This is a genomic window from Opitutia bacterium KCR 482, from assembly GCA_029269845.2.
Classification (GTDB): domain Bacteria; phylum Verrucomicrobiota; class Verrucomicrobiia; order Opitutales; family Intestinicryptomonadaceae; genus Merdousia.
The window spans coordinates 942,410-968,484 of sequence record CP149973.1 but is presented as its reverse complement, the minus strand read 5'-3'; the positions used below and the strand labels follow the sequence as shown (position 1 = coordinate 968,484).

The 26,075-nt window shown below is 57.3% G+C and carries 21 protein-coding genes; 7 read left to right on the top strand and 14 right to left on the bottom strand.

Annotated elements, in window-relative coordinates; genetic code table 11:
- Positions 1-298 precede the first annotated feature (298 nt).
- Genes P3B99_004005 through P3B99_003990 form a run of 4 tightly spaced genes read left to right on the top strand, consistent with a single transcriptional unit; the run spans position 299 to position 3,800 of the window.
- A complete protein-coding gene (locus P3B99_004005) occupies positions 299-1,003 on the top strand; it encodes an ABC transporter ATP-binding protein (GenBank protein ID WYJ08286.1) in 705 nt (234 codons plus the stop codon).
- Positions 1,000-2,742 carry a sodium:calcium symporter gene (locus P3B99_004000; protein ID WYJ08285.1) on the top strand — a complete coding sequence of 581 codons (1,743 nt, stop codon included), beginning with the start codon at positions 1,000-1,002 and terminating at the stop codon, positions 2,740-2,742. Before P3B99_004005 ends, P3B99_004000 begins: the two co-directional genes overlap by 4 nt.
- Positions 2,739-2,894, top strand: a complete 156-nt coding sequence (locus P3B99_003995) for a hypothetical protein (GenBank protein WYJ08284.1) — start codon at positions 2,739-2,741, stop codon at positions 2,892-2,894. The genes P3B99_004000 and P3B99_003995 overlap by 4 nt, the downstream gene beginning before the upstream one ends.
- Positions 2,895-2,924: 30 nt before the next feature.
- Positions 2,925-3,800 carry an NYN domain-containing protein gene (locus P3B99_003990; protein WYJ08283.1) on the top strand — a complete coding sequence of 292 codons (876 nt, stop codon included), beginning with the start codon at positions 2,925-2,927 and terminating at the stop codon, positions 3,798-3,800.
- 219 nt (positions 3,801-4,019) lie between these two features.
- On the opposite strand, the gene P3B99_003985 is transcribed toward P3B99_003990, so the two are convergent.
- Complete coding sequence (locus P3B99_003985) at positions 4,020-5,711, bottom strand: hypothetical protein (GenBank protein WYJ08282.1); 1,692 nt, start codon at positions 5,709-5,711, stop codon at positions 4,020-4,022.
- Between the two features lie 299 nt (positions 5,712-6,010).
- Between P3B99_003985 and P3B99_003980 the strand changes: the two genes are divergently transcribed.
- Both P3B99_003980 and P3B99_003975 read left to right on the top strand, forming a co-directional pair.
- Entirely contained in the window at positions 6,011-6,676 is a 666-nt protein-coding gene (locus P3B99_003980; protein WYJ08281.1) for a hypothetical protein, read from the top strand.
- Positions 6,677-6,791: 115 nt separating this feature from the next.
- The gene (locus P3B99_003975; protein WYJ08280.1) at positions 6,792-8,714 is read left to right on the top strand and encodes a methyl-accepting chemotaxis protein; all 1,923 of its coding nucleotides are present in this window, start codon (positions 6,792-6,794) and stop codon (positions 8,712-8,714) included.
- 4 nt (positions 8,715-8,718) lie between these two features.
- Here the strand turns inward: P3B99_003975 and P3B99_003970 are convergent, their stop codons facing one another.
- The 9 genes from P3B99_003970 to recR are packed head-to-tail and all read right to left on the bottom strand — an operon-like array spanning position 8,719 to position 15,550.
- Positions 8,719-9,327: a hypothetical protein gene (locus tag P3B99_003970; GenBank protein WYJ08279.1), complete on the bottom strand. Its 609-nt coding sequence runs from the start codon at positions 9,325-9,327 to the stop codon at positions 8,719-8,721.
- Positions 9,324-9,968, bottom strand: coding sequence for a DUF502 domain-containing protein (locus tag P3B99_003965; GenBank protein WYJ08278.1), 645 nt, complete (start codon positions 9,966-9,968; stop codon positions 9,324-9,326). The genes P3B99_003970 and P3B99_003965 overlap by 4 nt, the downstream gene beginning before the upstream one ends.
- Positions 9,961-10,428: an rRNA maturation RNase YbeY gene (gene ybeY, locus P3B99_003960; GenBank protein ID WYJ08277.1), complete on the bottom strand. Its 468-nt coding sequence runs from the start codon at positions 10,426-10,428 to the stop codon at positions 9,961-9,963. Before ybeY ends, P3B99_003965 begins: the two co-directional genes overlap by 8 nt.
- Entirely contained in the window at positions 10,425-11,384 is a 960-nt protein-coding gene (locus P3B99_003955) for a TIM barrel protein (protein WYJ08276.1), read from the bottom strand. The genes ybeY and P3B99_003955 overlap by 4 nt, the downstream gene beginning before the upstream one ends.
- Complete coding sequence (locus P3B99_003950) at positions 11,381-12,307, bottom strand: DNA polymerase III subunit gamma/tau (protein WYJ08275.1); 927 nt, start codon at positions 12,305-12,307, stop codon at positions 11,381-11,383. The genes P3B99_003955 and P3B99_003950 overlap by 4 nt, the downstream gene beginning before the upstream one ends.
- The gene (gene tmk / locus P3B99_003945; GenBank protein WYJ08274.1) at positions 12,294-12,935 is read right to left on the bottom strand and encodes a dTMP kinase; all 642 of its coding nucleotides are present in this window, start codon (positions 12,933-12,935) and stop codon (positions 12,294-12,296) included. Before tmk ends, P3B99_003950 begins: the two co-directional genes overlap by 14 nt.
- A gap of 32 nt (positions 12,936-12,967) precedes the next feature.
- Positions 12,968-13,885: an amidohydrolase family protein gene (locus P3B99_003940; GenBank protein ID WYJ08273.1), complete on the bottom strand. Its 918-nt coding sequence runs from the start codon at positions 13,883-13,885 to the stop codon at positions 12,968-12,970.
- Between the two features lie 6 nt (positions 13,886-13,891).
- Positions 13,892-14,938: an undecaprenyl-diphosphate phosphatase gene (locus tag P3B99_003935; protein WYJ08272.1), complete on the bottom strand. Its 1,047-nt coding sequence runs from the start codon at positions 14,936-14,938 to the stop codon at positions 13,892-13,894.
- A 15-nt stretch (positions 14,939-14,953) separates the two neighbouring features.
- Positions 14,954-15,550 carry a recombination mediator RecR gene (gene recR, locus P3B99_003930; protein ID WYJ08271.1) on the bottom strand — a complete coding sequence of 199 codons (597 nt, stop codon included), beginning with the start codon at positions 15,548-15,550 and terminating at the stop codon, positions 14,954-14,956.
- Positions 15,551-15,649: 99 nt separating this feature from the next.
- Here recR and P3B99_003925 point away from each other — a divergent pair, with 99 nt between their 5' ends.
- Positions 15,650-16,663 (top strand): metallophosphoesterase, encoded by a 1,014-nt coding sequence (locus tag P3B99_003925; protein ID WYJ08270.1) that lies wholly within the window; start codon positions 15,650-15,652, stop codon positions 16,661-16,663.
- Positions 16,664-16,725: 62 nt separating this feature from the next.
- On the opposite strand, the gene P3B99_003920 is transcribed toward P3B99_003925, so the two are convergent.
- From P3B99_003920 to P3B99_003905, 4 genes are all read right to left on the bottom strand, one after another.
- A complete protein-coding gene (locus tag P3B99_003920) occupies positions 16,726-19,287 on the bottom strand; it encodes an alpha-L-arabinofuranosidase C-terminal domain-containing protein (protein WYJ08269.1) in 2,562 nt (853 codons plus the stop codon).
- Between the two features lie 135 nt (positions 19,288-19,422).
- Complete coding sequence (scpA, locus tag P3B99_003915; GenBank protein ID WYJ08268.1) at positions 19,423-21,615, bottom strand: methylmalonyl-CoA mutase; 2,193 nt, start codon at positions 21,613-21,615, stop codon at positions 19,423-19,425.
- A gap of 22 nt (positions 21,616-21,637) precedes the next feature.
- A complete protein-coding gene (locus P3B99_003910; protein WYJ08267.1) occupies positions 21,638-23,626 on the bottom strand; it encodes a methylmalonyl-CoA mutase family protein in 1,989 nt (662 codons plus the stop codon).
- Between the two features lie 224 nt (positions 23,627-23,850).
- A complete protein-coding gene (locus P3B99_003905) occupies positions 23,851-25,959 on the bottom strand; it encodes a DUF6259 domain-containing protein (protein ID WYJ08266.1) in 2,109 nt (702 codons plus the stop codon).
- Between the last annotated feature and the right edge of the window lie 116 nt (positions 25,960-26,075).

The window sequence follows — 26,075 nt, the reverse complement described above, 5'->3', positions numbered from 1 at the left end:
AATGCGCCTTCCGAAAGGGGGCGCATTTTTTTGCGCGCGCGGGAAGCGCGCTTTTTGCGGCGGCTTCGAGGCGTCGGGATAGTCGCGGGCGGACTTTTGGTGGGGAGACGGAGACTCCGTCTGGGGGGGCTGGCGTCGCGTAAAACTTGCGCTTCGGAAGGCTCGCGGCGGAGCACGCGCGGAACTTTCGGGGGGCGGCGCGGGGTAGGGCATGGCTTGGGGCGCGCTTGCGGAGTTTTGTTTTGTTAAAAATGTCTCGCAATTTGCGGGCGAGTGGTATTTTATCGGAACAATTTATATGACTGCGACGGTAAACGACAAACGCCCGATTATCAGCGTGCGAAACCTCCGCCATTCGTACAGGGAAGGCGACGGAATAAAGGAGGTCTTGCACGGCATCGACGTCGATTTCTATTCGGGCGAAATCGTGATAATCATGGGTCCGTCGGGCTCTGGAAAATCGACGCTGCTTAAACTCATTGGAGCGCAGCTGACATTGCAGGAGGGCGAAATCACGGTGGGCTCGCACAACCTTCACGGTGCATCGGCGTCGGCGCTCATGAAAATCAGGCGCGACTTGGGCTTTATCTTCCAGACCCACCACCTGCTCAATTCGATAAGCGTTTTGCAAAATGTGGAGCTTCCCCTCGCTTTCGACGACACCGTCGATTCGGAAACCGCGAAAGCCCGCGCCCTCGAAACGCTCAAAACCGTCGGCATAGACTCGCAGGCGCACAAAAAGCCCGCGCATCTTTCGGGCGGACAGCGGCAGAGGGTGGCAATCGCCCGCGCGCTTATCCGCAAACCCGCGATTGTTCTGGCGGACGAGCCTACGGCGTCGCTCGATCAAAAGAGCGGGCGCGAGGTCGTTGAAATCATAAGGAAAATGGCGAAGGATTTGGGGGTAACCGTTGTGCTGGTCACCCACGACAACCGCATTCTCGACATCGCCGACCGCATTGTGCGGCTCGTCGACGGCAAACTTACGGGGGCTTCCGAATGAAGGGCGAAAATTGGAGCTCGCGCCTCGGCGTGATTTTGGCCGTCGCGGGAAGCGCGGTGGGGCTGGGCAATTTTCTGAAATTCCCCGGTCAGGTCGCCATGTACGGCGGCGCGGCGTTCATGATTGCGTACGTCGTTTCGTTCTTTCTCGTCGGGCTTCCGATTTCCATTACGGAATGGACCATCGGCAGGTACGGCGGCGCGCGCGGCTTCAATTCGCCCGCGGGGATCATGGGCGCGTTTTCCAAAAAGCGCGCGCTGGCGTATGTCGGGCTGGGCAGCCCCATTATGACAATTCTTATCTATTGCTATTATATTTACATCGAGGCATGGTGCTTGGGCTATGCCTCGAATTTTTTGGGCGGGAATTTGTCGTTCAAAACGCTGGCGGAGTCGGGCGGATTTTTCTCGAACTTCATCGGCGCGGCGGAAAACGGCGGCGCGCTGGCGTTCGGGGCGGACAAGGTTCTCGTGTTTTTGGCGGTTTCGTTCTGCCTGAATTTCTGGCTGATTTACAGGGGAGTGTCGCGCGGAATCGAGCTGTTCTGCAAATACGCAATGCCAACGCTGATTGTCTTGGGGATAATTATCGTCGTGCGAATGATGACCCTTTCCGACGTTTCGCCCGACCATCCCGAACGCTCGATAAATCAGGGCATGGGCTTTATGTGGAACCCCGTGAAAGTCGTGCTTGAACGAGAGGACGGCGGCAAGTGGGTCGAGGTTCGCCAGCTTGTGGGCGACCGCGAAATAGACGCGGAAACCGCGCGTTTAAAGTCGGCGGACTCCGCTTCCGCCGCCGCGCCGAAAGAGCGCATTACGCGCATTTCGGTTTTCAGGCAGCTTTCGAATCCGTCGATATGGATTGCCGCGGCGGGGCAGGTGTTTTTCAGCCTGACCGTGGGCTTCGGCGCGATTATGACCTACGCGAGCTACCTCAAACGCAAGGACGACATAGTTCTCAGCGCCTTGACTTCGTGCAGCGCAAACGAGTTCTGCGAAATCTGCCTCGGAGGAATGATAACCGTGCCTGCGGCGGTGGCGTTTTTCGGCGTGTCTGGCGCGATAGGCGCGGGGCTGTCGCTTTTCGATTTGGGCTTCAAGGTGCTTCCGCTGTTTTTCGTGTCGCTGCCGTTCGGCAACTTTTTCGGCTTCCTGTTTTTCTTCCTGCTGTTTTTGGCGGCGGTCACAAGCTCGCTTTCCATGCTCCAGCCGGGGGTTGCGTTCATCGAGGAGGCGACGCGGCTGGGGCGCAAATTCTCGACGCTGTTGCTGGGGCTTCTGACGTTTTTCATCACGGGCTTTGTTGTCTATTTCTCGAAGGATTTGAAGGCGATGGACACTTTCGACTTTTGGATTGGGCAGGTCACAATCTACATTTTCGCGATGGTTCAGACAATCGCGTTCGCGTGGATATTCGGCGTGAAGAGGGGCGTCGCGCTCGCAAACGAGGGCTCGCTTTTGAAACTGCCGCCGTTCTACGGCTTCGTTCTGAAATACATCACGCCCGCGCTGCTGCTTGCGGTGTTTGCGCTGTGGGTGGCAAAGGACGTTTTCGGCGTGGTCGGCGGCGGAAATCTCTCGCCCTACATTACCGACCTTATCGGCACGGCGGATACCCCGCCGAACTCGACAGCCTGCATTTGCATCGCGATAATCGCCGCGCTCTACCTGTTCTTCGCGCTGATTTTCTCGGCGTCGCGGCGGTATAAAAACTTCGGAAAGGAAGACGGAAAATGACTTTCGGCGGCTGGATAACTTTCGGCGTTTCGACGCTTTCGATTACCGTTTTGTTTGCATGGTGTCTGTACCGCGTGCTTTCGGCGAAGCCCTCCGAGGCGGAGTCCATCGGCGCGGAGGTTTTCGAAAGCGGCGGAAAAAAACGCAAATAGCGGGAGCCGGATTTTTCCGATAAGCGAATCGTGGAATGTTTCAGGCACATACTCGTTGACGGTTGGAACGCAATCCATGCGCACCCGCGCCTCGCCCGCGAGCTTGCCGAAAACCGCGCCGAGGAGGCGCAGGCGGAGCTTTCCGCAATGCTCGCCGCGCTCCACGACTACGACGGCGCGAGAATCACCATTGTCTACGACGGCGCGGGCGCGGATATTTCGGTCGTAAGGCGCGGCGCGGCTACGACGTTTTCGGAAGTCTACACGCCGTCGGTTATGACCGCCGACGAATTCATAGAGCAGTTTTGCGCCGAGTCTAAACGCCCGCAGGATTTGCTTGTAATCACGCGCGACAACCTTTTGAGGCTCACGGCGTCGAGCTTCGGCGCGATGTCGCTCACGCCCGAATCGTTTTTCGAACGCGCGGAAATTTCAGAGAGGGCGGTAGTCCGCGCGGCGAAGTCGAACAACGCGTCGGCGTCGCTCGAATGGCGCAAGACAAACCCGTTCTCGAAGCTCGACGAGCTTGCCGTAGACATAGAATCGGCTTTCGGAAAATCGCCGCTGATTTCAAAGCGGCTCAAAAAGAAACGCGCCCGCGCGTCCGCAAAAAACGCCTCGGATTTCGGCGAAAACGCGGCGCGAGCCGATTCCGCCGTTCCGCGCAAAACTTCCGCCGATGCTTCATCCGCGCTAAATTCCAAACGCGCCGACTGCGGAAAAAACTGCGGCGGACGTTTGCATGTAAAGCCCTTTTCCGCGCCCGCGCCGCGCCGTCCCGTGATTGGCGGAAAGCCCGCGAGCGCGAAGTCTCTTGCCGATTTGAAAAAACTTTTGGAGGGCGGCGGCGTCAAAAAGAATCCGCAAAATTCGGCAAAGAACGCCCCGCGCAAAAAACGCCGCTGAAAAAACGCAATTGCTTTCGTGCGGCGCGTGTAGGCATTTGCGTTTTGCATCTGCGTGCTTTTGTGTTTGTGCGGTGGTGCTTTAATGCGGGTTTGCATTGTGCGCCTTTTCGGCAATGCGCAAGCGGTCGGCGGAGTTCCCCCAATTCCGTAGCGTCGTCGGGGGGCGCAAAAAAACGCGGAGCGCAATGCTCCGCGTTCTTTCGGAAAAATATCCTCGTTATTCGGATTTTTCCGCGCCGTCGGCTTCCTGGGCTTCGGGCCTTTGCTCTGCTTCGGGGTTCTCTTCGGCGGGGGCTTCGGCTTTCGCTTCGCCGCAGTTTTCTTCCGCTTCGGGTGCTTCTTCCGATTCCGATTTAGGCGCTACAATAGGCTCGTCCGCCGCGCCCAGATTCTGCTCTTCGGACTTTTGCGATTTGTCCTTCGGGCGGGGCAGGTAGGGGTTGGCTTGCAGTGTGGAGTCTGCGTATTCAACAACGTAGCCCTCCGAAACCAGCCAGCGCAGTTCGCTCCAAACGGAGCTGAGCTTGATTTTCTGCTCTTCCGAAATTTCCTCCGATTCGCGAATCGGGCTTTCCTGCGTTTCGGGCTGTTCCGCCTTGTTTTCCTCCGCAAGCGTCTTTGTCTTCGGCTTTTCGGCGGGCGGCGTGAGTCCGAGGAATTTGTAGGGCAGGTCTGCCGCGATTATTGCGGGGTTCGCCGTGATGAAGTCGAAAATCTGCTGGGGAGTGTCGGAGAGTTTGTCGCCCTCCAACAGGAACTTCCTCTTTACGACCGACACGAACGCAAAGCCCTTGCTTCCGCGCTTGTAGACCGAGAATCCCGAACGGCGCAGACGGCCGCGCAGGTTGTTCGCCGTGACAATCGGGAAGCGTTTCTGCTTGCGCCACGCTTCCTCGATGTTTCTGCGAATGCGTCCGAAAGGCATTTTTGAAAGGTTTGCGCCCTTCATTCTGACCTGCTCGTAGGTTTTTACGAGCTCCGAGCCCATTTTGTGGGCGACGTAGTTGATTGCCGCCTCGCGGGTGTCGAACGTGTCATTTTCGCCTTCTGCGGGGTTTTTGAGCTTGTAGACTTCGCGGGTCTTCATCTGTTCGAGCCACGCGTTGATTTGGTCGGCGTCGCGCACGGATTCGATTGTCGCAAGGAACGCCTCGAACGGCATTTTCTGGCAGTGTTCGCGGTGGTATTCCCGCAGGTATTCGTTGTATCTGTGCCAGTTCGGCGCGCCGAGGAGGTCGCCCGTGAGCGCGCAGCGGTTGACGACCTGGAAGCTGCCTTTGGGCGGTTCGGCTTCGATTTTCTGCTTTTCGAAAAGTTCGTCGGCGTAGTATTCGAGAGCCGCGTTTTTCGCCGAAGCCTCGTCTTCAAAGGGCAGGTTGAGCGGCTGTGCGCAATAGAGGGGCTTTACCGCGCCAGATTCGTCGGGGAGGTTTTTCGCGAGAACCACGAACCTGTCGTTCTTTTCTAGCACGAGTTCGGCGATGTCGAAGAGCTGGTAGGTGCGCTTCGAGTTTTTCATGATGTCCGCGAGCTTGTTGAAAGGGGTATCGTCGGGATAGAACAGCACTTCCATCGAGAAATTAAAGGGCGTCTGCGGCTTGCGCTTGCCGTCGAACTTCGAATTTTTGCGGAATTTGCCGCCGCCGTTTTCGCGGGGTTTTTCGCCGTCGAACTTGGCGCGGGGCTTGGAGAATTTTTTGTCGCCGAAATTCTTTTTGAAGTCGCGGCGTTTTTTGAAATCGCGGTCGTCCCCGTCTCTGCCTCCGCGCTGGAACGCGCCTCTGGGCTTGTCGCCGAAGCTCTTTTTTATGGACGAGCTGGGCGTCCAAGCGGTTGCGAATTCGATGTTCGAAAGCTGACTCAAATCAACTTCCGCGCGGTTTTGTTGTTCGTTGTTTTCTTCGGACATGCCTATAATATCCTGTGATTGTTTTGTAAAAGTCGCCCGCCGTCGGACGGTGGACGCGTCGAATTGTTTTATGGGTACGCGATAAAATCATATTTTGCGTTTATTGCAAAACAAAAATTTCCGTATGAAAAAGAATGGCGGACGCGCGGGGCGAGGATTTCGGCGCGGCCTTATTGCCCGCCCTCTCAAATTCGGCGCTTCAAAAAAATGTAAAAAAAAGCTTGTAAAACGGAGGGGCGAGGGTTTAGTTTGAAGTCCATTAAAAAAAACTTTTATACAAAACAAAGGAAAGAGTTGATATGAAAATCTTAAAATATGTAGCAGTGTTGGCGTCGGCCATGTTGGTATCCCTTACATACGCTGCGGACGCGCAGTCGAACGACCCCGTCAAGGTTTCCGTCAAGAATGACAACGGCGCGGTATCGGTTTCCATTTCCGTCGATGTCAAAAACCCCACGGTTTCCTGCGAAGAAGCCCTTAAAGACGTCCTCAAAAAGGCTCTTGCGGCAGTCGGCGCGGATTCCCTCAACGGCAAGGCAATCAGCGCGGCGATGGTCGCAATCAACGCGGCTCTTGCTGATAGAAACGCTCCCGCGCTCGGCCCCGTCGAAGTTTCTTTCGTAGTAAAGAACAAGGTTGAAGAATTGGTAAACGTTGCGGAAGTTGCGGCTAACGTCGCAATCGCCGGCGAAAAATATCAGGCGAACACCGAAACGCGCTACAACCCCGCCACGCAGACTGCGGACACGGTCGGCAACGTTTCGGCTCAGGGTCAGAACGGTACGGCAACCACAATGCCGGTTATCTTTGCCGTCGATGCGAACGGCACGGTAAAAGGCTCGGTTGGCAACACCCAGTTGGTTGACTCCTCCTCGAACGCCCAGAACCCGCTCACGACTCCTCCCGCTACGGACGTGAACGACGTTCTCCCCGACAACACGATTGTAACGTCGGCTTCGAACTAATCGGATTCAAGATTTCCAAAAAATCGGAGGCTTCGGCTTCCGATTTTTTTTGCGCCTTTGCGAAGTCAAAAAATGGTTGCCTAATCCGCCGGCGGCGGCTATTACACAAGTCGGAATGAAATTTTTAAGATTTGACAGTTTGGGAACGCGCCTGTTTGTGATATGCGCCGCGGGTATTGCGGCGTCGGCTTTGCCCGCATTCTTTTATTTTTGCGAGCTTTCGGGCAGGGCGCGCAATTCCGAATGCGAGCTGAGGGGCGTGAAAATGTTGTCGTCGCTTGCGGTTGTTGCGCACTCGGCGTATCTTTCGGGAGCGGACGAACGCTTCGACGCGTCCGAACTGAAAAAGGCGGTAAAAAAACTTTCCGACGGCGCGCCGAAGCTCGGCAATTCCGACGCCAAAAAAAGCCCGCGCATTCAGGGGATTTTCTCGGCGTCGTCAATCGACGCGTTCGTAAAAACGCCCGATACGGGCGACATTGTCGCCGACATGGGCGGCTTCATCGCCCTGCAAAGCGGGCTGTTTACGGATTCGCACACGGGAGTCCACATGTTCATGGACGCGTCGTCCGATCTTTTCCCGTCGTTCTACTCCGCGCTTTTCAAGTTTTCGTCGCTGTTGAAAAAATACCCCGCCGCGCCCGACCGCGTTCAGGCGAGCGAGTTTTCCGCCGCGTATGTTGTGCTGAACGAACGCGCAACGGAGCTTGTCGCGGAGCTTCGCAGGGCGTGCGCGATATGCCCGCCCGAAAAGTCGGTTTCGATTGTCGCCGACATCGGCAAATTCAATTCGGCGACTATCGAGCTGAACTCGGCGGTCTCGAAAATCTGGCACGGCAAGAGCCTCGACGCCTCGCTTGTGCGCACAAACCTCACGCAGACCGAAAAGGCGGCGTCGGAGCTGTGGAACGTTTCGGTGAAGTCGCTCGACGGGCTTTTGACGGCGTCCAAAAACGCCGATGTGTCGAAACTGCGGATTGCGGGCTACGTTTTTGCGGGGGTTGTGGCGCTTTCGCTTTTCGTGTCGCTGCTGGCGGGGCGGTCGGTGGCGCTCTCGGCGCGCAGAACGCGCAGGCTCGCGGCTCTTGCGGCGTTGCGCGACATTCAGGGCGCGCGCGAATATTTCGAAATCACTCCGCGCAGAATATCGGCGTTTGCGGGAATAGACACCGACATCGTGAAACTGCTTGACGCCTACGCCGAAATTTCCGAAATCGCAAAAACCGTTTTGGACTCCTCCGTGCAGCTCGACGAAGACGCGAGGTCGATTGTCGCCGAGCAGAAGCCGCGCCTCAACGGCGTTTCGAACGGGCTTCTGCGAATCGACGCAAAAACGAACTTGCGCGACAAGTCGGACGCGTCGCTTGCCGTCGCCGCCCAGAACTTGCGCGAAAGCCTCAACGGCGCGGAGCAGCTTGCGCGTTCGCAGGGAAAGTCTGTGCAGGAGGTTTCGGGCGGAATCAGGGGGGCGCTGTCGTCGGCGCAGGGCATTGTTTCAAGGCTCGCCGCGCTTCGCGGAGCGGCGGCGAAAATGAGCGTAATCGCCGAAACTTTCACGGGAGTCGCCGATCAGGCGAACATTCTCAGTCTGAACCTTTCGATTGAAACCGCGAAGTCGGGAATCAAGGGGTCGGGCTTGGGCACGCTTGCCGAGCAGGTCAAGATTCTTTCGAAGCGCACCGTCGTTTCCGTCATAGACATAGAGTCGATTCGCGACTCCATTTTGGAGACGCTCGACGCGGGCGCAAACGATACCGACTCGTTCCTTTCGGCGTTGGAGTCCGACTCAAAAATTCTCGACGAAATCGACGCCGCCCTTTCCGAGCTTACCCTCATGCTCTCGAAAATTTCAGCCGAGACAAACGGCATTTCCGCCTCGCTGCGCGGCCGCGCAGGCTCGGATTCCACCGTTCAGGAGGCGATGGAAAACCTCGCGCGGGTAGACGCCGCGCTGTCCGAATTTACGGCGTTTTCCAAAAACGCGGTTTCTTTCGTCAACAGGGCGCGGGAGCGTCTCGCCGTCGGAAGCGGGAGATGAGCGGCTACTCGGCGATGTCGGTTTCCGCATAAATCCAGCGGCAGAGCTTTTCGAGCATGTCGCGCGCGCGCGTCTCGAATTCGCGCAATTCGCCGCTCGGCGTTTTCACGAGCGCGGAAAACAGCTCCTTTTGCGGCTCGGCAAGCCTGCGGTAAAAGTCCTCGCGGACGGGGTAGCCCTCGTCCCGCGCGAGCAGGTACATGAATTTCAGCCGCACCGAAACGGGCGGACGCCCCGCGTCTATCGCGTCGAGCGCAAGCCGCAGTTTGCCCGAAAGCGCGCGCGAGTCTTCTATGTGCCCGCCGTTTTTCAGCACGGTTTGGGCGATGAGCGACGCCTGTTCGAACGCGTCGTAGCTTTCGGCTATTCCCCCGCGGCGTTTTGTCCGCGAAAACTCCCTGACGAATTTCAGCGCGGAGGGCGACGCCGCCTCACAGTCGAGGGAGATGTCGTCGAAGATGTCGGGGAGCGCGCCCGCGCGCTTTGCCGAAATCCTTTTCGACGCCCTGAAAAGCCCGTGTTCGGGCGAGTACGCCGCGATTTGCAGCGAGCTTTCGCCGCGTATCTGCGTGTCGAGAACCGTTGCGCAGTCTATCGCGAAAAACGCGTTCACTTTTCGGATTTTTTCGCTTCGGGCGCGACCGCGCCGCCTGAAATTATGAGTTTCATAGCCTCTCCCACCGTCATGTCGAGGTACACGATTTCGCTTTTCGGCACTACGATGAGGAAGCCGCTCGTGGGGTTCGGGGTTGTGGGCACGAAGACGTTTGCGTAGTCGCCGCCCGTGCGCTCGCGGATTTCGCCCTTGGCCTCTCCCGTGAGGAAGCCTATCGAGCGCAGACCCTTCGACGGAAATTCGACCATGACCGCCGCCTGAAACACAGCCTTGTTCTGCTTCGAAAACGTGTCCACAATCTGCTTGACCGTGCGGTAGACGACCCCCACGACGGGGATTTTGTTAATCACGCGCTCCCCCGCGTCGATAATCCAGCGGGCGAGCAGGAATTTCGACGCGATTCCGAGCGCGGTTATGAACAGCACCACGACGAGCGTCGAGAGCAAATCGAGCATCGCAATTCCCAGCCCCGAATGCGGAAGCGCGGCGTCGAGGTTGCGGAAGAGCGGCACGAAAACCGTTTGCGAAACGGGCGTGCCCACGTTCCGAATCAAAACCATGAACACGAAAATCGTGACGGCTATCGGGAGCGCGATGATAATTCCTGTTATGAAATAGTTGCCTAACTTTTTAATCATTGTATTTGAATATCGGCTTTTTGAAGCGGCGGTCGAGAATTTCGAGGGCGAGCGCCTCGCCCCTGCGCATGACCGCGGCGTCTTCGGGTTCTATGTCGTTTATCCCCGCGAGGTGCAGGTATCCGTGGGCGACGTAAAGGCACAGCTCGCGCGAGGGCGTCGAGCCGTAGTTTGCGGCGCATTTGAAGGCGCGTTCCGCGCTTGCGCACACTTCGCCTGCGAAGCCGTCGTCGGGGTCTCCCTCGAAAGTTATAACGTCGGTTTCGTCGGGCTTGTTCAGGAAGTCGGCGTGGATTTTCGCGAGGTCTTTGTCGTTGAAAAGCGCGACGGATAGCGTCCCCTGCGGGGCTTTGAAGCCGTCGGGCATTTCGGCGTCGAGAAGGTCTATGAAGCGGCGGAGCTTGCGTTTGTCGAATTCGAGCATGCCGCTGAAATCGGAAATGTCGGTTTGTCTTTTCATGGCATCATGTCCTGCACGCGTTTGAGCGAATCGGCGGCGTCGCGCGAGCGCACGGCGCGGTTGAGTTCGAGCGTGAAAATGTGTTTTTTGGGGTCGAAAAATTTTGCGAGCGCGGCGAAGTCTATGCAGCCCGCGCCGATTGCGATGTGGTCTTTGCCCGCGTCGGTGCAGTCGTGCAAATGCCAGCCGATTAGCGAGTCCGACGTGCGTTCGAGGAGGTCGAGCTGCGTGCCAAGCCCCAGCAGCTGCTTGCGCATGGAGTGTCCGGCGTCGTGCCACGTCCGCGCGGGAGTGTCGGTTTTCAGGGCGTTGACGAGCTTTTCAAAATTCCAGTCGAGCGGAAGCTCGTTGGGCGCTTCGCGGTTTTCAAGCCCCAGCAGAACGCCGTTTTTTTCGGCGGTCGGGGCGATTTCGCGCACGTTGTTTTCAATGCAAATGTAGTCTTTTTTTTCGGCTCTGCGGGCGGAGCGCGTCTTGAATTTTTCGGCGATTTTCGCGTAGACGGGGTCGTTTTCCGCGTTCGCGTCGGGGTGCTTCTCGATGTATTTTTCGAGGGCGCGTTCGGGGCGCATGAAAAAATACGAGAGGAATCCGCAGTGGCACACTACCGCTTTCGCCCCGAAGCGTCCCGCAAATTCGAGCGTGTTTTTCGTGTGGCGCAGCCACTGCTCCGACTCGGCATTCGACGCCGTCGCGGGCGAAAACAGGTTGGGCGCGGCTCCAGTCGCGAACGGCGGCACGGGGCAGAAGTTGTGCAGCGACGACACTTTCACAATCCCCTCTTCGACCGCCCTGATTATGCCCTCCATCGACGCGTTCGTCGTGGAGTGCCCAAGCTCGACGTATTCGAAGCCCAGCTCCGCCGCGCGGCAGAGCATGGCGTATCCGTCGCCTTCGAATTTTTTTTGAAGGTAGCTTGTGGAGAGCGAAATTATCGGGCTGCCGTCCATGTTCATCTTCCCCAAATTCTGATTGAATTTAGCATAAAATATTCAAGCGCGGGGGTGTCGGGCATGTTGAGCTCCGTGAAGCCCGCCGATTTTTCGAGGGCGTCCACCACGCGCGAAAGCTTGACCGCGGGCACGCCGTTCCCGCCGAGCGCGCACGAAACGCACGCGTCCTCTATCTCGCCGAAGAGCCGTTTGCGGAGGGCGCGGCGTTCTCCGGCGACAATCGCGTCGATGACGTCGGCGTCAAGCTCCTCCGTTTCCGCCTCGCCGATGTCGGCGACTTCGTCGGTCATGCGCGAGAGTATTTTGTCGAAACGCGCAAGCAACCCGTAGCAGCGCATCATTGCGTCGGCGATCGGAATTTTCACGCCTACTCCCCCCATGAGCGACTTCTGCCAGTTTTTGAAGTCGTCGAGCCACGCCCGCCACTGTTCGTCGTCGAGCGGTTCGGCGTCGGAGTCCACCCGCAGGCTTATGCAGCGGCTTCTGATTGTGTCGAGCAGGTCGTTCGGGCGGGTTGTCAGCATGAAGATTGTAGTGCCTTTCGGCGGCTCTTCGAGGGTTTTCAGAAAGGCGTTTGCGGCGGCGGCGTTCATGCGGTCGGCCTCGTAGACAATCGCCACTTTGTTGCCGCCCCTGTTCGACGTCTGCGAAATTTCGCGCAAGAGCCTGCGCATTGTGTTGGGCGGCCATTCCGTCCCGATTTTGTCGGAGTCGGAGCCTATTTTTATCAGGCGCATTTTGCCCTGCGGGCGGAGCGTGAAGAGGTCGGGGTGCTTGTCGGGGTCGGAGCCGAGCAGTCTTTGCGCGACCGCCTTTGCCGTCTCTTCGAGCGCGTCGAGCGATTCCCCGTAAAGCAGAATCGCGTGGTGCAGTCTGCCCGCCCGAAGCGCGCCCAGAAGAATGTTGAGTGCCTTAGGGTTGGACATCGAATTTTGCCTTCACGGTTTCGAGGATTTTCGCGAACGTCTCTCCCTTCGTCCCCGACGAATCGACTACCGCGACCCTGTCGGGGTTGAGGGTTGCGATTTTAAGAAACGCGCCGCGCACGGCTTCGTAGAACGCGGTTTTTTCCGCGCCCATTCTGTCGGGCGAATTTGCGTCGCGGGCGTTCGCCCTTGCGAGTCCGTCCTTTGCGGGCAGGTCGAGAAGTATCGTGAGGTCGGGCTTTGCGGAGGCTACCGCGAACGCGTTGAGCCATTCCACCGCGCCGTCTCCGAGCCTGCGCGCCGCGCCCTGATACGCCGCGGAGGAGTCCGCAAACCTGTCGCAGAGCACGACTTTTCCCTCGGCGAGCGCGGGCAGTATCAGCTCGTCCACATGCTGGGCGCGGGCTGCCTCGAAAAGCAGAAGCTCCGCGCGGCTCGACATTCCGCGCCCCTTGTCGGGGTCGAGCAGGAGGTCGCGTATTCTTTCCGAGAGCGGCGTTCCTCCCGGTTCGCGCGTGATTATGCATTCGCGTCCGAGCCCCGCGAAATATTCCGCGAGCGATTTTATGTGCGAGCTTTTCCCGCAGCCCTCTCCGCCTTCGAACGTGATGAATATGCCCTTTTTCATATACAAAAGTATTCGCGACTTTTCCCGATTTCTCAACTGTTATTTTGCGGAAATCCCGAATTGCGCCCGCCGCCGAACGCGATTTTTGCGATATTTCCCGAAAAAAATTTTCCTGCGAATTCTGCGGGCACGTTTGCGCGGGCTTCGTTTGCGATTGTCGCCATTTCCTCCGTTTTGAATTTCCGCGGATATAGGCGCAGCGGGTAGTCGGAGCCGTAGATTGCGGAGTCGGGGTATTCCGAAACGCATGTCCGCCACGCTTCGATTCCCGCGACGAACGGGTTTGCGGCGGAGTCGAAAAACACGTTGGGAAGATTTGCCGCCTCCGCGCCGCCGCCGATTCCGTCGAACAACGCGCCGCCGAGCCAGTGCGCGAAAATGAAATCGACCCCCGCGAATTTCCGCGCGGCGGCGAACACCGCGGAAAAATCCGTGGCTACTTTCCCCAAATACGCGCGTTCGCTCCGCTCCGTCAGGTGGACGCAAACGGGCAGGCTTTCCTCGGCGCAAGCTAGGGCGAGTTGTTCGAACGAGCCGCCCGCGTACGAGAATTTCTGCACGCCGTCGTGGATTTCGCCTATTCCGACAAAGCCGTCGTCCCTCGCGCGTTTTGCGGTCTCCGCCGCGCGTTTGCCGAACGCGGGCTGCACCGACGCGAACGCGGAAATCCTGTCGGGGTGGCGTTTGGCGAAAGCTGCGGTTGCGGCGTTCGCCTCGCCGCAGGTGTCGGGGCTTTCCCAATACCAGCCCTGCACGATTGCGCGTTCGACTCCCGCGGCGTCCATGTCTTCGAGAAATTTTTTCTCCGACGGAAAGCCCTGCAATGACCTTTTCCCGTCGTGGCGCGGGCCGACCAGCGCCGCCCAGTACGCCTCTCCGCGCCGTTCCGCCCACGCGGCGGGGTTTGCCGCGACGTTTTCGGGATAGAAATGCGTGTGGGCGTCGATCATTGCAGCTTATCCGATTAGGTCGAAATAAATCATCGCGCCGAGCGCCGCCGCGAGCGCGAGCCTGTACCATGCAAACGGCACGAGCCCGCGCCTCGTCAGAAAACCGATAAGCCATTTTACCGACGCCGCCGCGCTTGCGAACGCGACCGCCATTCCGAACGCGAGCGGCCCCACGGAGAGCGTTTCCGCCATCGCCGCGCCGTCCCTGTAAACCTTGTAGAGCGACGCCGCCGAGAGCGTCGCAAGCCCCAGCAGAAAGCTGAACCGCGCGGAGTCGGCGGGGCGCATTCCCGCGAGGTATCCGCCGAGAATCGTCATCATCGAGCGGCTTGTCCCCGGCCACATTGCCACGCACTGCAACACGCCCACGACTAGCGACTGCCGCAGGGAAAGGTCTTCGAGCCGCGTGAAATCGGCGCGGCTTTGCTCGCGCTTTTGGTAGTATTTTTGCACGCCGAACATCAGCAGCGCGCCCGCGGCGAGAGCCGCCACAACGGGTTTTACCCCGAAAAGGTATCCGTTGATTGCGTCGTGGAGAACCAGCCCGACAACGGCGGCGGGCAGGAACGCCGCGATTATATTGCGCAGAAGCCGAAGCCCCACGGGATTGCGCCCGAAAAGCCCCGCGAGCATTTTCAGAAGATAGTCGCGGTAGACGAGGGCGACTGCGAGAATCGCGCCGAACTGGATTACGATTGCGTAGGCGTCGGCGGCGTTCTTCATCGTGTAGGGTTTGAGGTCTTTGCCGAGAACCGCGCGTCCGTTTTTGTCGGTAAGCGGCTCTTCCGATTCGAGCCCGAGGGCGGCGTTTGCGATTATCAGGTGCCCCGTGGACGACACGGGCAGGTATTCGGTCAGCCCCTCGACGAGCCCGAGCGCGAGGGCGTCGGTGTAGTTTATGTCGGTCTTTGCGCCGCTTGCGGAGTGGTTTGCCGCCTGTTTTAGGGAGGTCTCCGCCGCCTTTCCGTCCGCGCCGATTTCAACGACCGTCAGCTGCGCGTTTGCGCACAGCGCGGAAACGGCTAAAATGCAAAATGTTAAAAACGGTTTCATTTTTGTGCTTTTTTGTTAAAATGATTTTCTTGAATCGAGCGCGTTCTTGATTGTCTCTGAGTCCGCAAAGCCCAGCTGGCTTCCGCTCGGCAGTCCGAAGCCTATGCGCGTAAGCCGCACGGGCTTCGAGCCGACAATGCGCTCCTGAATGAAAAGGCAAGTCGCCTTTCCCTCGATGTCGTTCGAGAGCGCGAGCATGATTTCCTCTACCTCCCCGCTTTCGGTGCGCTTTGCCAGCGACGCCATGTTGAGGTTTTCCGCGCCGATTTTTTTCAGCGGAGAAAGCTTGCCGCCCAAAACATGGTATTTGCCGCGCCATGCGCCCGATTTTTCTATTGCGTCGATGTCGCTCGCGCGTTCGACCACGCAGATTGCGGAGTCCGACCGCGCGGGGTTTTTGCAGATTTCGCAAAGTTCGCCGTCTTCGGACAGCCCGCCGCAGACGGGGCAGGGCGTGATGTGTTCGAGCGCGGAGATTATCGACGACGCCAGCGCGCGCGCGTCCGACTGGTTTTCGAGCGCGAGGTGCAACGCCATTCGCTCCGCGCTTTTCATTCCCGTTCCGGGGAGTTTCCGCAGCGCGGATTTCAGTTTTTCGAAAGATTCGCTCATTGTCCGATCTATCCTACGCGGCGGCGTTTTTCAGGCAACAAAATTCCGCGCTTCCATGATTTTGCTTGCGTTTTTGAGAATCCTCCCGAAAATGGCTCTATGAAAAGAAGGGGTTTCATAGGGCTTGCGCTCGCCGCGGCGGCGGTGGCGTCGGCGAAAAACATTTCGGCGGAGCTTCCGTCGTGGGTCGATTCGGAAATCGACTTGGCAAAAAAGCGTTTCGACGCTTGGAAAAACGGCCGCAAATGCGCGGTGTTCGTCGCCATAACGGACCTCCATTCGGGAATCGACGAGGTCGCCCGTTGGCGGCACACCTACAAGCACATTTTGTACGCAAACCGCGCCGCCGAAAGGCTCGGCGCGGACGCCGTCATAAATCTCGGCGACTGGGGCTTGGAGTACCCCGTGAAAAGGGAACACAACGGCGAGAAGCTTCTCGACACTGTTCTAGACTGCCACTCGCGCACGAAGATTCCGACGCTCTTTTGCGTCGGCAACCACGACCACTACCGCCGCATTTATTCCAACGAATATCTCGGACGCAAATTCATGCCGTTTTGCAAGGCGGCGACATTCGGCGAAAACGGCGACTACGGGTTTCTCGACCTCCCCGAAAAAAGCTGCCGCGTGTTTTTCCTCAATTCGAGCGAGTCTCCGCTCTACTACGGCTTTTCGCAAAAGCAGCTCGAATTTCTCCGCAAAAATCTGACCGAAACGCCCGACGGCTGGGCGGCGTTTGTGTGCACCCATTATTGCGTCGACATCAAGGGAAGCTGGCTGCCGATACGCCCCCATTTTGCGGGCAAGAGCGGCGACGAGTTCAGAAAAATCATGGAAGACTATGTTGCGGCGGGCGGGCGGCTTGCCGCGAATCTCACGGGCGACAGCCACTTCGACAGGACGTTTTCGAAAGACGGCGTGAACATTTTCGTCTCGCAGGGCTACGGCACTATCGAGGAAAAAGACCGTCCGAAAGACGTGAAGCTTGAACCTTTCGACCCTCGGAAAAACATGCTCGCCGAGCTTGTCGCAATCGACGCCGACGCGCGCGAAATCAAAATATTCAGAATCGGCGCGGGGCGCGAGTCGCGCGACAGAGGCGCGAAATTTTAGCGGCGGTGCTATCGCAAAAAGAATCGGTTCGAATGAACCGATTCTTTTTGCGTTGCGCGGTTTTAGTTTTGTCCCTTTTTGAATTTGATTACGACGAGCGAATATGGAGGCAGATTTTCGGTAAAACTTCCTCCGAGTCTAACGCGGGCTTCGCTTATTTTCGCGCTTTCGTCGTCGGGCTTAGCGCATGTTAGCACGGTTTTTACAGCGTCGCGCGGAGAGCCTATAGTATCCAAATCTACGGACATTTCGCATTCAACGGGCAGCAGGTTTATGAGCTTCACTACGGTTTCGCCCGATTCGGAATCATCTACGACCGACGCGCCGACGCGTTCTTTCACGCCGTCGTTGCCGCCCGAAATTATTTCGATTTTCGAGTCGCGGTATACGTCGCCCGCGTTGTGCGAGAAGAGTTTTTGAACATAGTATTCGGGCGTCGGATAGACGTTTGTGTTGTCGAAATGAACCATCATCGTCTTGCGTTTCGAGACGCCTATTCGCGAGAGCAGCGGCGCGTAGGAGACCATTTTTACGAGGTCGCCGTTGCGCTCCAAGTTCGCCAAGTGGAACGCCGAGCAGAGCGCGGTGTAGACGGTGTTTGTGTCCGCCTTGTTGCGCGGGGCGTATTCGCCGAGATAGACTTTTGCGCCGTTGCGGTCTCGGTTGTCGTAGTAGTCGGCGTTGGCGATAAACCATTCGGGCGGCTCGTAGCAGTGGTCGTCGATTATAGGCGTGCGCGATTCGTTCACGATTTTCCGGCCCTGAGTGTAGTCCTGACCGTGCGACAAAATTCCAGAACTGCCAATTACTGTTATGTCAGGATATTTTTTATTAACGGCGTCCTTAATCATCAGGTAGCGGATTTTGAAGTTTTCGGTCTGCTCGTCTTCGTTGCCGATTCCGAGGTATTTCATTCCGAAGGGCGCGGGGTGGCCGTTTTCGGCGCGGACTTTTCCCCATTTCGTTTTTTCGGGGTCGCCGTTCGCCCATTCGATTAGCGCGAGAACTTCGTCGATGTACGCTGGCATTTTGTCGAGCGGAATGCAGGCGTTGCCCTTTATCTGGCAGACCGTTCCCGCAGACACCACTGGCAGCGGTTCGGCGTTCAGGTCTTCGCAGAACTGGAAGTATTCAAGGTATCCGAGTCCGAAAGTCTGGTGGTATTTCCAGAGGCTTGGCAGCGGCTTGCGGTTTTCGAGTTTGCCGATTGTGTATTGCCAGCGGTAGAAGTGTTCGGGCTTGTCGGCGTGGACTATGCAGCCCCCGGGGAAGCGAACGAAGTTCGGTTTGAGCGCGGCGAGCGTTTCGGCGAGATCTTTGCGGAGTCCGTTTTTTCTGCCCTTGAAAGTGTCGCGCGGGAATAGCGATACCATGTCGATTGCTACGCCGCCGTCGGCTTCGATTTCGAGAGCAAGCGGCGCGGCTTTCGTGCCCGACTTTGCGACAGTCGAAAGCGAATATTTTTTCCATTCGGAAGAGTTCAGCGCGATTTCGCCTTCAAGCGCGTTCGAGCCGCCGGGGGATTTTACAAATACTTTTATCATGCCGTTCGCATTTGCCGACTTCGCGAAAACGGAGAAGTCGTAGCCCGCGCCGCCTTTGAGGTCTATTCCGTCCCAGCCCGAATTTTCCAAGCGCACGGGCTTTCCGTCTTTCGTTTTTACAAAAAGGTGCGTCGGATTATTTTTGCTGATGGGGTTTGATTTTTCCACTGAAAATTCGGCGTTCGGGGAGATTTTCCACGCGTAGAGGGGGTGGAATTTGTCGTTGTCGGCGGGCGAGTATTCGAAGTCGCGGTTTTGGACGAGTTCGGGGTATAGACCGCCGTCGGCGGCGTGGAAGATGTCCTCAAAGAAAAGCCCCGACATCTTTTTGTTGACTGATTTCTTCGTCCCCGCGAGCGCGAGTTTTGCCGAAACTTTTTTGCCGCCGAGCCGCTTTGCCATGACTTCGGGAGTGTCGCGCATGATTTTGCTTTTTTTCAGGAAGTCGCGTTCGGTTTTTATGAATTTTTCGAAGCAGCTCGGGCTTATTTTTACGAATGCGCCTTCGTATTTTCCGCGCGGAAGTTCGAGTTGCGCGTATTCGTCGGGATATTCCGCGGCGTCGATTTTTTTCGGTGTCGAATAGTTTTTGAAATCGGCGGTTTCTGTTTTCATGAAGCCGTCGTTTCCGTTTTTGAAAAACACCGTGTAGCCGCTGTCGGAAGCTTTCACTACGGGATTGAGGAATCTCACGCCGTCGGGAAGCGCTGCGTTGTCTTGTTTGCTCCACGCAAAGAAGTCGGGCGTGCTCGAATGGGCAAATTCGTTGCGTCCGTCGCCGAACGCCCAAATGCAGTGGCAGAGCCCGTCGTTTCCGACGAACAGATAGGGCGTCGTCATCTGTCGCGGCGGGCGCAGGCGTCTGTCGCCGAAGAAGCTTGTGAGGGTTTTGTTTTCGGAGGCAACCCATTTCCCGTCGCTTTTGTATGCTATTTGTAGCGGACGCCACAGCTTTATCTTTTTGTCTGAAAACACGAAGACTTCGACATTGTCGGCGTCGTTTTGCTTTTCGATTTTTTGCGTCGAACACGCGCATAGCGCGCCTGTCAGCGCGAGCATAAACAAGATGTATCTTCCCATATGTGTATAGATATTGATTGATTTAAGCAGGCAAAATATTCGTTTTGCGCGATTCGAACAAGCATATTCCGTGCGCGAGCCGCAAAAAACGCGCGTCCGAGACCGAACGCGCGTTTGTTTTTTTGTTTTCTTCAATTACGCCTGCTGCTGTTGTTTGAGAAGCAGCAGCATTTTCTTTGCGGCTTCGGGAATGACCGTTCCGGGGCCGAATATTGCGCTTGCGCCGTGCTTGAAGAGAAAGTCGTAGTCTTGCGTCGGAATGACGCCGCCCGCGACGACCATAATATCTTCGCGCCCGAGCTTTTTAAGCTCTTCGACAAGCTGCGGGAGCAGTGTTTTGTGTCCCGCGGCGAGCGAGCTCATCGCGACGATGTGCACGTCGTTTTCGACCGCCATTTTCGCGGTTTCCTCCGGCGTCTGGAAGAGCGGGCCCATATCGACGTCGAAGCCGAGGTCGGCGTATGCCGTCGCGACGACTTTCGCGCCTCTGTCGTGTCCGTCCTGCCCCATTTTCGCGATGAGGATACGCGGTTTGCGTCCCTCCTCCTTTTCGAATTCCGAGACGAGTTTTGCGATTTCTTCGACGATTTTCATGTGCTTTCCGTCCTTTGCGTATTCCTTTTGGTAGACGCCGCTTATCGAGCGGATAACCGCCTTGTAGCGTCCGAAGACCTTTTCGCACGCGAGCGAGATTTCGCCCAGGCTTGCGCGCGCCTTTGCCGCCTCGACGCTGAGTTCGAGCAGGTTGCCCTTGCCGGTTTCTGCGCATTTTGTGATTTCTTCGAGAATCTGCCGAACCTTAGTGTTGTCGCGGTTTTTTCGGAGGATTTCGAGTTTCCTGATTTGCGCTTCGCGCACCGCGGTATTGTCGATGTCGAGAATGTCGAGCGGCTCCTCCTTTTCGAGGCGGTATTTTGTGAGACCCACGATTGTCTCGCGGCCGCTGTCGATTCTCGCCTGTCTGCGCGCCGAAGCCTCCTCGATGCGGAGTTTCGGAAGCCCCGCCTCGATTGCCTTTGTCATGCCGCCGTGCGATTCGACCTCCTCGATGTGCGCCCACGCGCGTTTGACGAGCGCGTCCGTCAGCGATTCAACGTAGTACGAGCCAGCCCACGGGTCGATTACGCGGCAGATGCCCGTTTCGTCTTGCAGGTAGAGCTGGGTGTTTCGCGCGATTCGCGCGGAGAAGTCGGTGGGGAGGGCGATTGCCTCGTCGAGCGCGTTTGTGTGCAGGCTCTGCGTGTGTCCGAGAGCCGCGCCCATCGCCTCGATTGCCGTGCGCGTCACGTTGTTGAAGGGATCCTGCTCCGTCAGCGACCAGCCGCTTGTCTGCGAGTGCGTGCGCAGCGCAAGGCTCTTCGGGTTCTGCGGGTTGAAGCCCTTGACGATTTTCGCCCAGAGCATGCGGGCGGCGCGCATTTTTGCGACCTCCATGAAGTAGTTTTTGCCTATCGCCCAGAAGAACGAGAGGCGCGGCGCGAACTGGTCCACGAGCAGCCCCGCCTTTTCGCCCTCGCGCAGGTATTCAAGCCCGTCGGCGAGCGTGTAGGCCATTTCGAGGTCGGCGGTTGCGCCCGCCTCCTGCATGTGATAGCCAGAAATCGAAATGCTGTTGAATTTCGGCATGTTTTTCGACGTGTACGCAAAGATGTCGCCGATGATTTTCATCGAGGGCGTCGGCGGGTAGATGTAGGTGTTGCGCACCATGAACTCTTTGAGAATGTCGTTCTGGATAGTGCCCGCAAGCTGTTCGAGCTTCGCGCCCTGTTCAAGCCCCGCGACGATGTAGAACGCCAGAATCGGCAGAACCGCGCCGTTCATCGTCATCGAAACCGAGACCTGCGAGAGCGGGATTTTGTCGAAGAGCACCTGCATGTCCATGATTGAATCGACCGCGACGCCCGCCTTGCCGACGTCGCCGACAACGCGCGGGTGGTCGGAGTCGTAGCCTCTGTGGGTCGCGAGGTCGAAGGCAATCGAAAGCCCCTTCTGCCCCGCCGCGAGGTTTCTGCGGTAAAACGCGTTCGATTCCTCCGCCGTAGAGAAGCCCGCGTATTGGCGCACCGTCCACGGGCGCACGACGTACATTGTCGCGTAGGGCCCTCTGAGGTTGGGAGCGATGCCCGCCGTGAAGCCCGTGTGTTCGAGATTTTCCGTGTCCGCCGCCGTGTAGAGCGGCTTTACGGGAATCTGCTCCATTGTTTCCACGACGAGGTCGTCGAGGCTTTTGCCCGTCTTCTTTTCGATGTCGGCTTTCCAGTCTTTCATCGACGCTTTCGTCTTGGGCGTTTCGAAGGCGATTTTTGTAAAATCGGGATTTTTGCTCATTGTAGAATTCTCCTCCGCTTTTTTAGAGAACGCCGAGTGCCGAAAGAATCGACTTCAACGTTTCGTAGTTGTTGCTCTTTATGCTTACCGCGCCGTCGTAGCCCGCCTCTTTGTACGCGGGTTCGGCTTCGGGGGCGGGAACGCCCGCCATGTAGACGGTTGCGTCGGGCGCGACTGCCTTGATTGCGCGCGTCGTTTCGGGGACGAGCGTCGGGTAGGTGTCGTCGGTCGAGCAAATCACGGCGTATTTCGCGCCGCTTTCGGCGAAAGCCTTTGCCGCCGCTTCGCCCGATTCAAAACCGTTCGGGTAGACGACGTCGAAGCCGCCGACTTCGAAGAATCCGCGGATAAAGTCCGCGCGGATTTTGTGCTGCAAGAGCGGGCCCATTGTTGCGAGGAAGATTTTCGGCGCAAAGCCGTTCTTCTTTTTGAATTCCGCGCTTGCGCGGCGCAGGGCTTCGAAGTGCTCCACGGCTCTGTGCGCCGCGAGCGGCTTTGCCTCTATCGTTTCGCCGCCGCCGAACGCCGCGTTCATGCCGTCGATGCCCGCGCCCTTGTCCGCGGCTTCGAGCAGTTTTGCGAACGCGTCCGCGCCCTTTGCGCCGCCGAGGTCGAACGCCTGCGTCTTTGCGGGCTGGGCGCGTTTTTGGTATTCGCGCTTTTCAAGCGGCTTTTCGGAGAGGTTTGCGTAGTTGTTTGTGCCGACTACCGAGCTTCTGCGGGTGTCGTAGAGCTTTTTTCTGCCCGCGGCGGTCGCGGCGATTGCGTCTTGCACCGCGCCCGACTTCAACGCTTCGAGCATTCCGCCGAGCGATTCGATTTTAGAGAAGAACTCCCAAATTTTTGCGGCAAGCTCGCGCGTGAGGTTTTCCACATAGTACGAGCCGCCCGCGGGGTCGATTACGTCCGCCAAATTGCATTCCTCCTGCAAAATAATCTGCTGGTTGCGGGCGATTCTTTCGGAGAATTCGTCGGGCTTGCGGATTATTTCGTCGAACGCGCCGACCGTCATTGAATCGACTCCGCCGACGACGCCGGAGAACGCCTCCGTCGCGGTTCTCAACATGTTGACGTAGGGGTCGAACACTGTTTTGTTGAATTTTGCCGTCCGCGCCGAAAGCTTGATTTTCCTTTCGTTGCCGCCGAATTCGGAGACGATTTTCGCCCAAACCATGCGCATTGCGCGGATTTTTGCGATTTCCATGAAGAAGTTTCCGCCGAGGCAGACTCTGAACCTGATTTGCTTTGCGGCATCGTCTATTTCCATGCCGCGTTCGAGCATTGCGCGGATATAAGCAACCGCCGTCGCGAACGCCGCTCCCGCCTCCTCGACTGCGCTTGCGCCTGCGGAGGAGTATGCCGATGTGTCGACGCCGATTGCCGTGAAGTTCGGCATGTTTGCGGCGTTGTAGGACGCCATTGCGAACATTTCGCCGTAGGCGGCGTCGGGCGAAATTTTGCCCGATTTTGCGAACGCGCCGAGCGGGTCGAAGAAAATTCCGCCCGAAAGTTTTTTGCCTTTTTGCGAGGCGAACAACGCCGCCTGCGTTCCCGCGCCGACCGTGTCGCCGCGCACGAAAATGTCTACGCAGCCGCATTCGACGCCGTCGAGGGCTTCGGCGAAATCCTTTGCGGAGGCGAAGTCCAAGCCGTTGTTTGCGCCGTCGTTTACGAGTATTTCGACGGACGTCTGCCCCTTGTTGAGCGCGTCGAGGATTTTTGCGTTGAATTCCCCTGCGGTGTCGGCGGCAAGCTCCTGCGATATTTTCCACGGAGACGCCTTGTTGCCCGCCGCGTCCGTTCCGCGGACATAGTCGTCAAACCCTGGGAGCGACGTTTCGAAATCGATGTCATCCTTATTGTAGATGGGTTTGAGGGTTATGCCCTCGGGGGTTTTTGTAAACATTTTCTTCTCGAACGGCGCGCCTTTCAGAAGCTTTTCGGCTTCGGCGTACCATTCCCGATATGTCGACGGCTGGAATTCCGCGAACAGTTTTTTTTCGTTTTTCATCGGTTGGTTTTTCGTTTTGGTTTACATTTTTGAGCGTGTGTTTCCGCGCAAACAAAGAACATGCGCGGATTTTCAAAGCCGCGCGTTCGGGGGCTAAACAGCACCCGAAAACAAAGCGATTATCTTTGTTTTTCTTCGGTCGGTCAACCAATTTTTTTTGCGCGGAGGCGCAAAAAAACGCGCCCCGTCAATCGGGCGCGTTCTTGCCGGCAAATTGCAATGCGCTATTTTTTTTCGAAAAGCAGCACGGCGATTCCGTCCTTGCCGATTCCGACTTTCGCCTTTGAGCCGTCTGCCTCAACTTTGAAGTCTCCGATTCCGCCGCTTTCGACGAATTTGCAGTTCGGAACTTCGAACGCAGTTTCGACGGTTTTGGCGTGCGGGTGCATTGCCACGACCGCAACCTGACTGTCGTTCTCGAACGTGGAGTAGTACATGTTCGGGTTCGACGACTTCGCGAGGTCTGTGTCTCTGAATGCGCCGTTGAGGACGGTGTCGCGGAACTTGTCGCGAAGGGCGTCGATTTTTGCGAGGTACGCCTGATAGACGGGCGTTTCGTCGAGGGTCGCGCGGCAGCGGTAGACCGCGGCGTCCTCGCGCCAGCCGCGCATGAAAGTCAGGTTGCAGCGGAACGGCACGTTTTGGTTGTTGTAGATGTCGCGGTTGGTAGTGTACACTTCGGGGAATGTGTAGTAGTACATGGGCGCGTAGTTTGTGGCGGGCACGCCGTTTTTATCCTTGTGGGTTATGTACAGGTTGGGGGCGACCGCGTGGATATAGTCGGCGTACATGGAGGTCGGGTCGCTCACCCATTCGATTCCCATGCTCATGTCGGGCTTTTTCGAGCGGACGTAGGCGCGAAGCTCTTTGAGCATGTTGTGCTTGTACTTCATGATGTCCTGCGCGGGAATGGAGTGCCCGTGCGATTCGTCGTAGCAAAGCTCGCTTTTGAAGCCTAGCTGGTCGAAGAACACGCCGTCGGCTCCGAGCGCGATTGCGCGTTCGGCGAGCTTTTTGAGGATTTCCAGCCATTCCCTTGTCGCGGGGCAAGCCGTCACGAATGTCTTGTTTCCGAAGACCCGCAGAGCCGTGCCGTCTCCGCCGAACGGATAGCGTTCCATGTGCTCCGTGCCGTCCGCGCGCTTGACCGATATTTTTTTGCCGAGCGTGCGGTAGAAGTTCGTGCCCATGTCGATGAGCTGCCCGTTGTAGTAGAGGTTGACTTTGCCGCCGTCCTTTTGGAATTCCTTAATCCATTTTTTGAGGGCTTCGTCGCCGCCCTGAGTGTCGTCGGGCGTGTATTCGGGGTAGCCTGCGTCCATGCCCTCCTTCCACCAGCCGAACATGAGGATAGTATCGATGCCCGCCTTTTTGCCCGCCTTGCGGATTTCGGGCAGCTGGTCGTAGCGGAATAGCACCTTGCCGTATTGGTGGCGCATGATAATTCTCTGCCAGCCGTTCGACTTTTTGAAAGTCTCGGCAATCGGAATGTGCTTGTACCAAGTGTCGGCCCACTTGCGGTATTTCTTTGCCGAGACGTGCCAGTCGCCCGAATGCGGGGCTACGACGAAGTCGGCGAATTTCTTGGATTCGCCCGCTTTCAGGAATGGGTATTTCGCCATCGCCGCGTCGATTCCGCCGTATTCGAAGTCGCCCCTGCCGCCGATTTTGCGCGTGCGGAAGAGGTGGAGAGTCTTTTCGAAATTCGGGTCGTGGTTTGCGAAGTAGAGGGCGCAGTCGCCGTCGTCGAGCACGAAGTAGTTGAGCGACATCGGCGAGGGGTAGACGTCGTAGCGCTCGATTGCCTTGTTGTCCTGCGCCATGTAGGATTTAAAGCCGCCCATGAGCCATTTGCGGACGTCGGGGATTTTCGTGCCGCTTGCGCTCGCCCAGTAGAGGACGGTGTCCTTTTTGATTTTTGCCGACTTTATAATCGGGAACTGGAACTCGCGCAAAATTTTGTCTTTCGAGGCGTTTTTTATTTCCGACGAAAACGCTATTTCGTCGCCGTCGAGCGAGCACTCGACTTTCACGGGAAATTCGCCGCCGTATTCGAGCGTGATTTTTCCGCCGTTCTTCGAAACTTTCACGGGCGCGTTTTCGCTCTCTACGCTTTCTTCGAGCGAAAGCCCGTCCTGATAGATTATCCGCCAGAGCCCCTCTCCGCCCGCATATTCGCGGTTCTTTTCGAGGTTTTTGAGCGACACCAAGTTGCCCTTGTCGTCTATTTTTATTTGCGCTTTCGGGCTTTTAAGCTCGAAGATTTCGGCGTTCAGGCATTGCGCCGAGAGCGCGAGCGCGGCTGCCGCGCAGGCGAGAGCGTATTTTTTCATGTGTGATTCCTCCTGTTTTTGTAGAGCTGGTTGAGAAATTTGAACCTAACAAAAATGCGTCGTCGTTGTCGATAATTTTTTTCTGCGCGCCGCGCCCCGTTTTTTGTTTTGCGTTT

Excerpts from the sequence above, each read along its gene's own strand:
- P3B99_003995 (WYJ08284.1), top strand. The coding sequence starts at position 2,739 with ATGACTTTCGGCGGCTGGATAACTTTCGGCGTTTCGACGCTTTCGATT.
- P3B99_003950 (WYJ08275.1), bottom strand. The coding sequence starts at position 12,307 with ATGTCCAACCCTAAGGCACTCAACATTCTTCTGGGCGCGCTTCGGGCG.
- P3B99_003955 (WYJ08276.1), bottom strand. The coding sequence starts at position 11,384 with ATGAACATGGACGGCAGCCCGATAATTTCGCTCTCCACAAGCTACCTT.
- P3B99_004000 (WYJ08285.1), top strand. The coding sequence starts at position 1,000 with ATGAAGGGCGAAAATTGGAGCTCGCGCCTCGGCGTGATTTTGGCCGTC.
- recR (WYJ08271.1), bottom strand. The coding sequence starts at position 15,550 with ATGAGCGAATCTTTCGAAAAACTGAAATCCGCGCTGCGGAAACTCCCC.
- ybeY (WYJ08277.1), bottom strand. The coding sequence starts at position 10,428 with ATGAAAAGACAAACCGACATTTCCGATTTCAGCGGCATGCTCGAATTC.
- scpA (WYJ08268.1), bottom strand. The coding sequence starts at position 21,615 with ATGAGCAAAAATCCCGATTTTACAAAAATCGCCTTCGAAACGCCCAAG.
- P3B99_003940 (WYJ08273.1), bottom strand. The coding sequence starts at position 13,885 with ATGATCGACGCCCACACGCATTTCTATCCCGAAAACGTCGCGGCAAAC.
- P3B99_004005 (WYJ08286.1), top strand. The coding sequence starts at position 299 with ATGACTGCGACGGTAAACGACAAACGCCCGATTATCAGCGTGCGAAAC.
- P3B99_003905 (WYJ08266.1), bottom strand. The coding sequence starts at position 25,959 with ATGAAAAAATACGCTCTCGCCTGCGCGGCAGCCGCGCTCGCGCTCTCG.
- P3B99_003975 (WYJ08280.1), top strand. The coding sequence starts at position 6,792 with ATGAAATTTTTAAGATTTGACAGTTTGGGAACGCGCCTGTTTGTGATA.
- P3B99_003985 (WYJ08282.1), bottom strand. The coding sequence starts at position 5,711 with ATGTCCGAAGAAAACAACGAACAACAAAACCGCGCGGAAGTTGATTTG.
- P3B99_003920 (WYJ08269.1), bottom strand. The coding sequence starts at position 19,287 with ATGGGAAGATACATCTTGTTTATGCTCGCGCTGACAGGCGCGCTATGC.
- P3B99_003980 (WYJ08281.1), top strand. The coding sequence starts at position 6,011 with ATGAAAATCTTAAAATATGTAGCAGTGTTGGCGTCGGCCATGTTGGTA.
- P3B99_003925 (WYJ08270.1), top strand. The coding sequence starts at position 15,650 with ATGAAAAGAAGGGGTTTCATAGGGCTTGCGCTCGCCGCGGCGGCGGTG.
- P3B99_003965 (WYJ08278.1), bottom strand. The coding sequence starts at position 9,968 with ATGATTAAAAAGTTAGGCAACTATTTCATAACAGGAATTATCATCGCG.
- P3B99_003910 (WYJ08267.1), bottom strand. The coding sequence starts at position 23,626 with ATGAAAAACGAAAAAAAACTGTTCGCGGAATTCCAGCCGTCGACATAT.
- tmk (WYJ08274.1), bottom strand. The coding sequence starts at position 12,935 with ATGAAAAAGGGCATATTCATCACGTTCGAAGGCGGAGAGGGCTGCGGG.
- P3B99_003935 (WYJ08272.1), bottom strand. The coding sequence starts at position 14,938 with ATGAAACCGTTTTTAACATTTTGCATTTTAGCCGTTTCCGCGCTGTGC.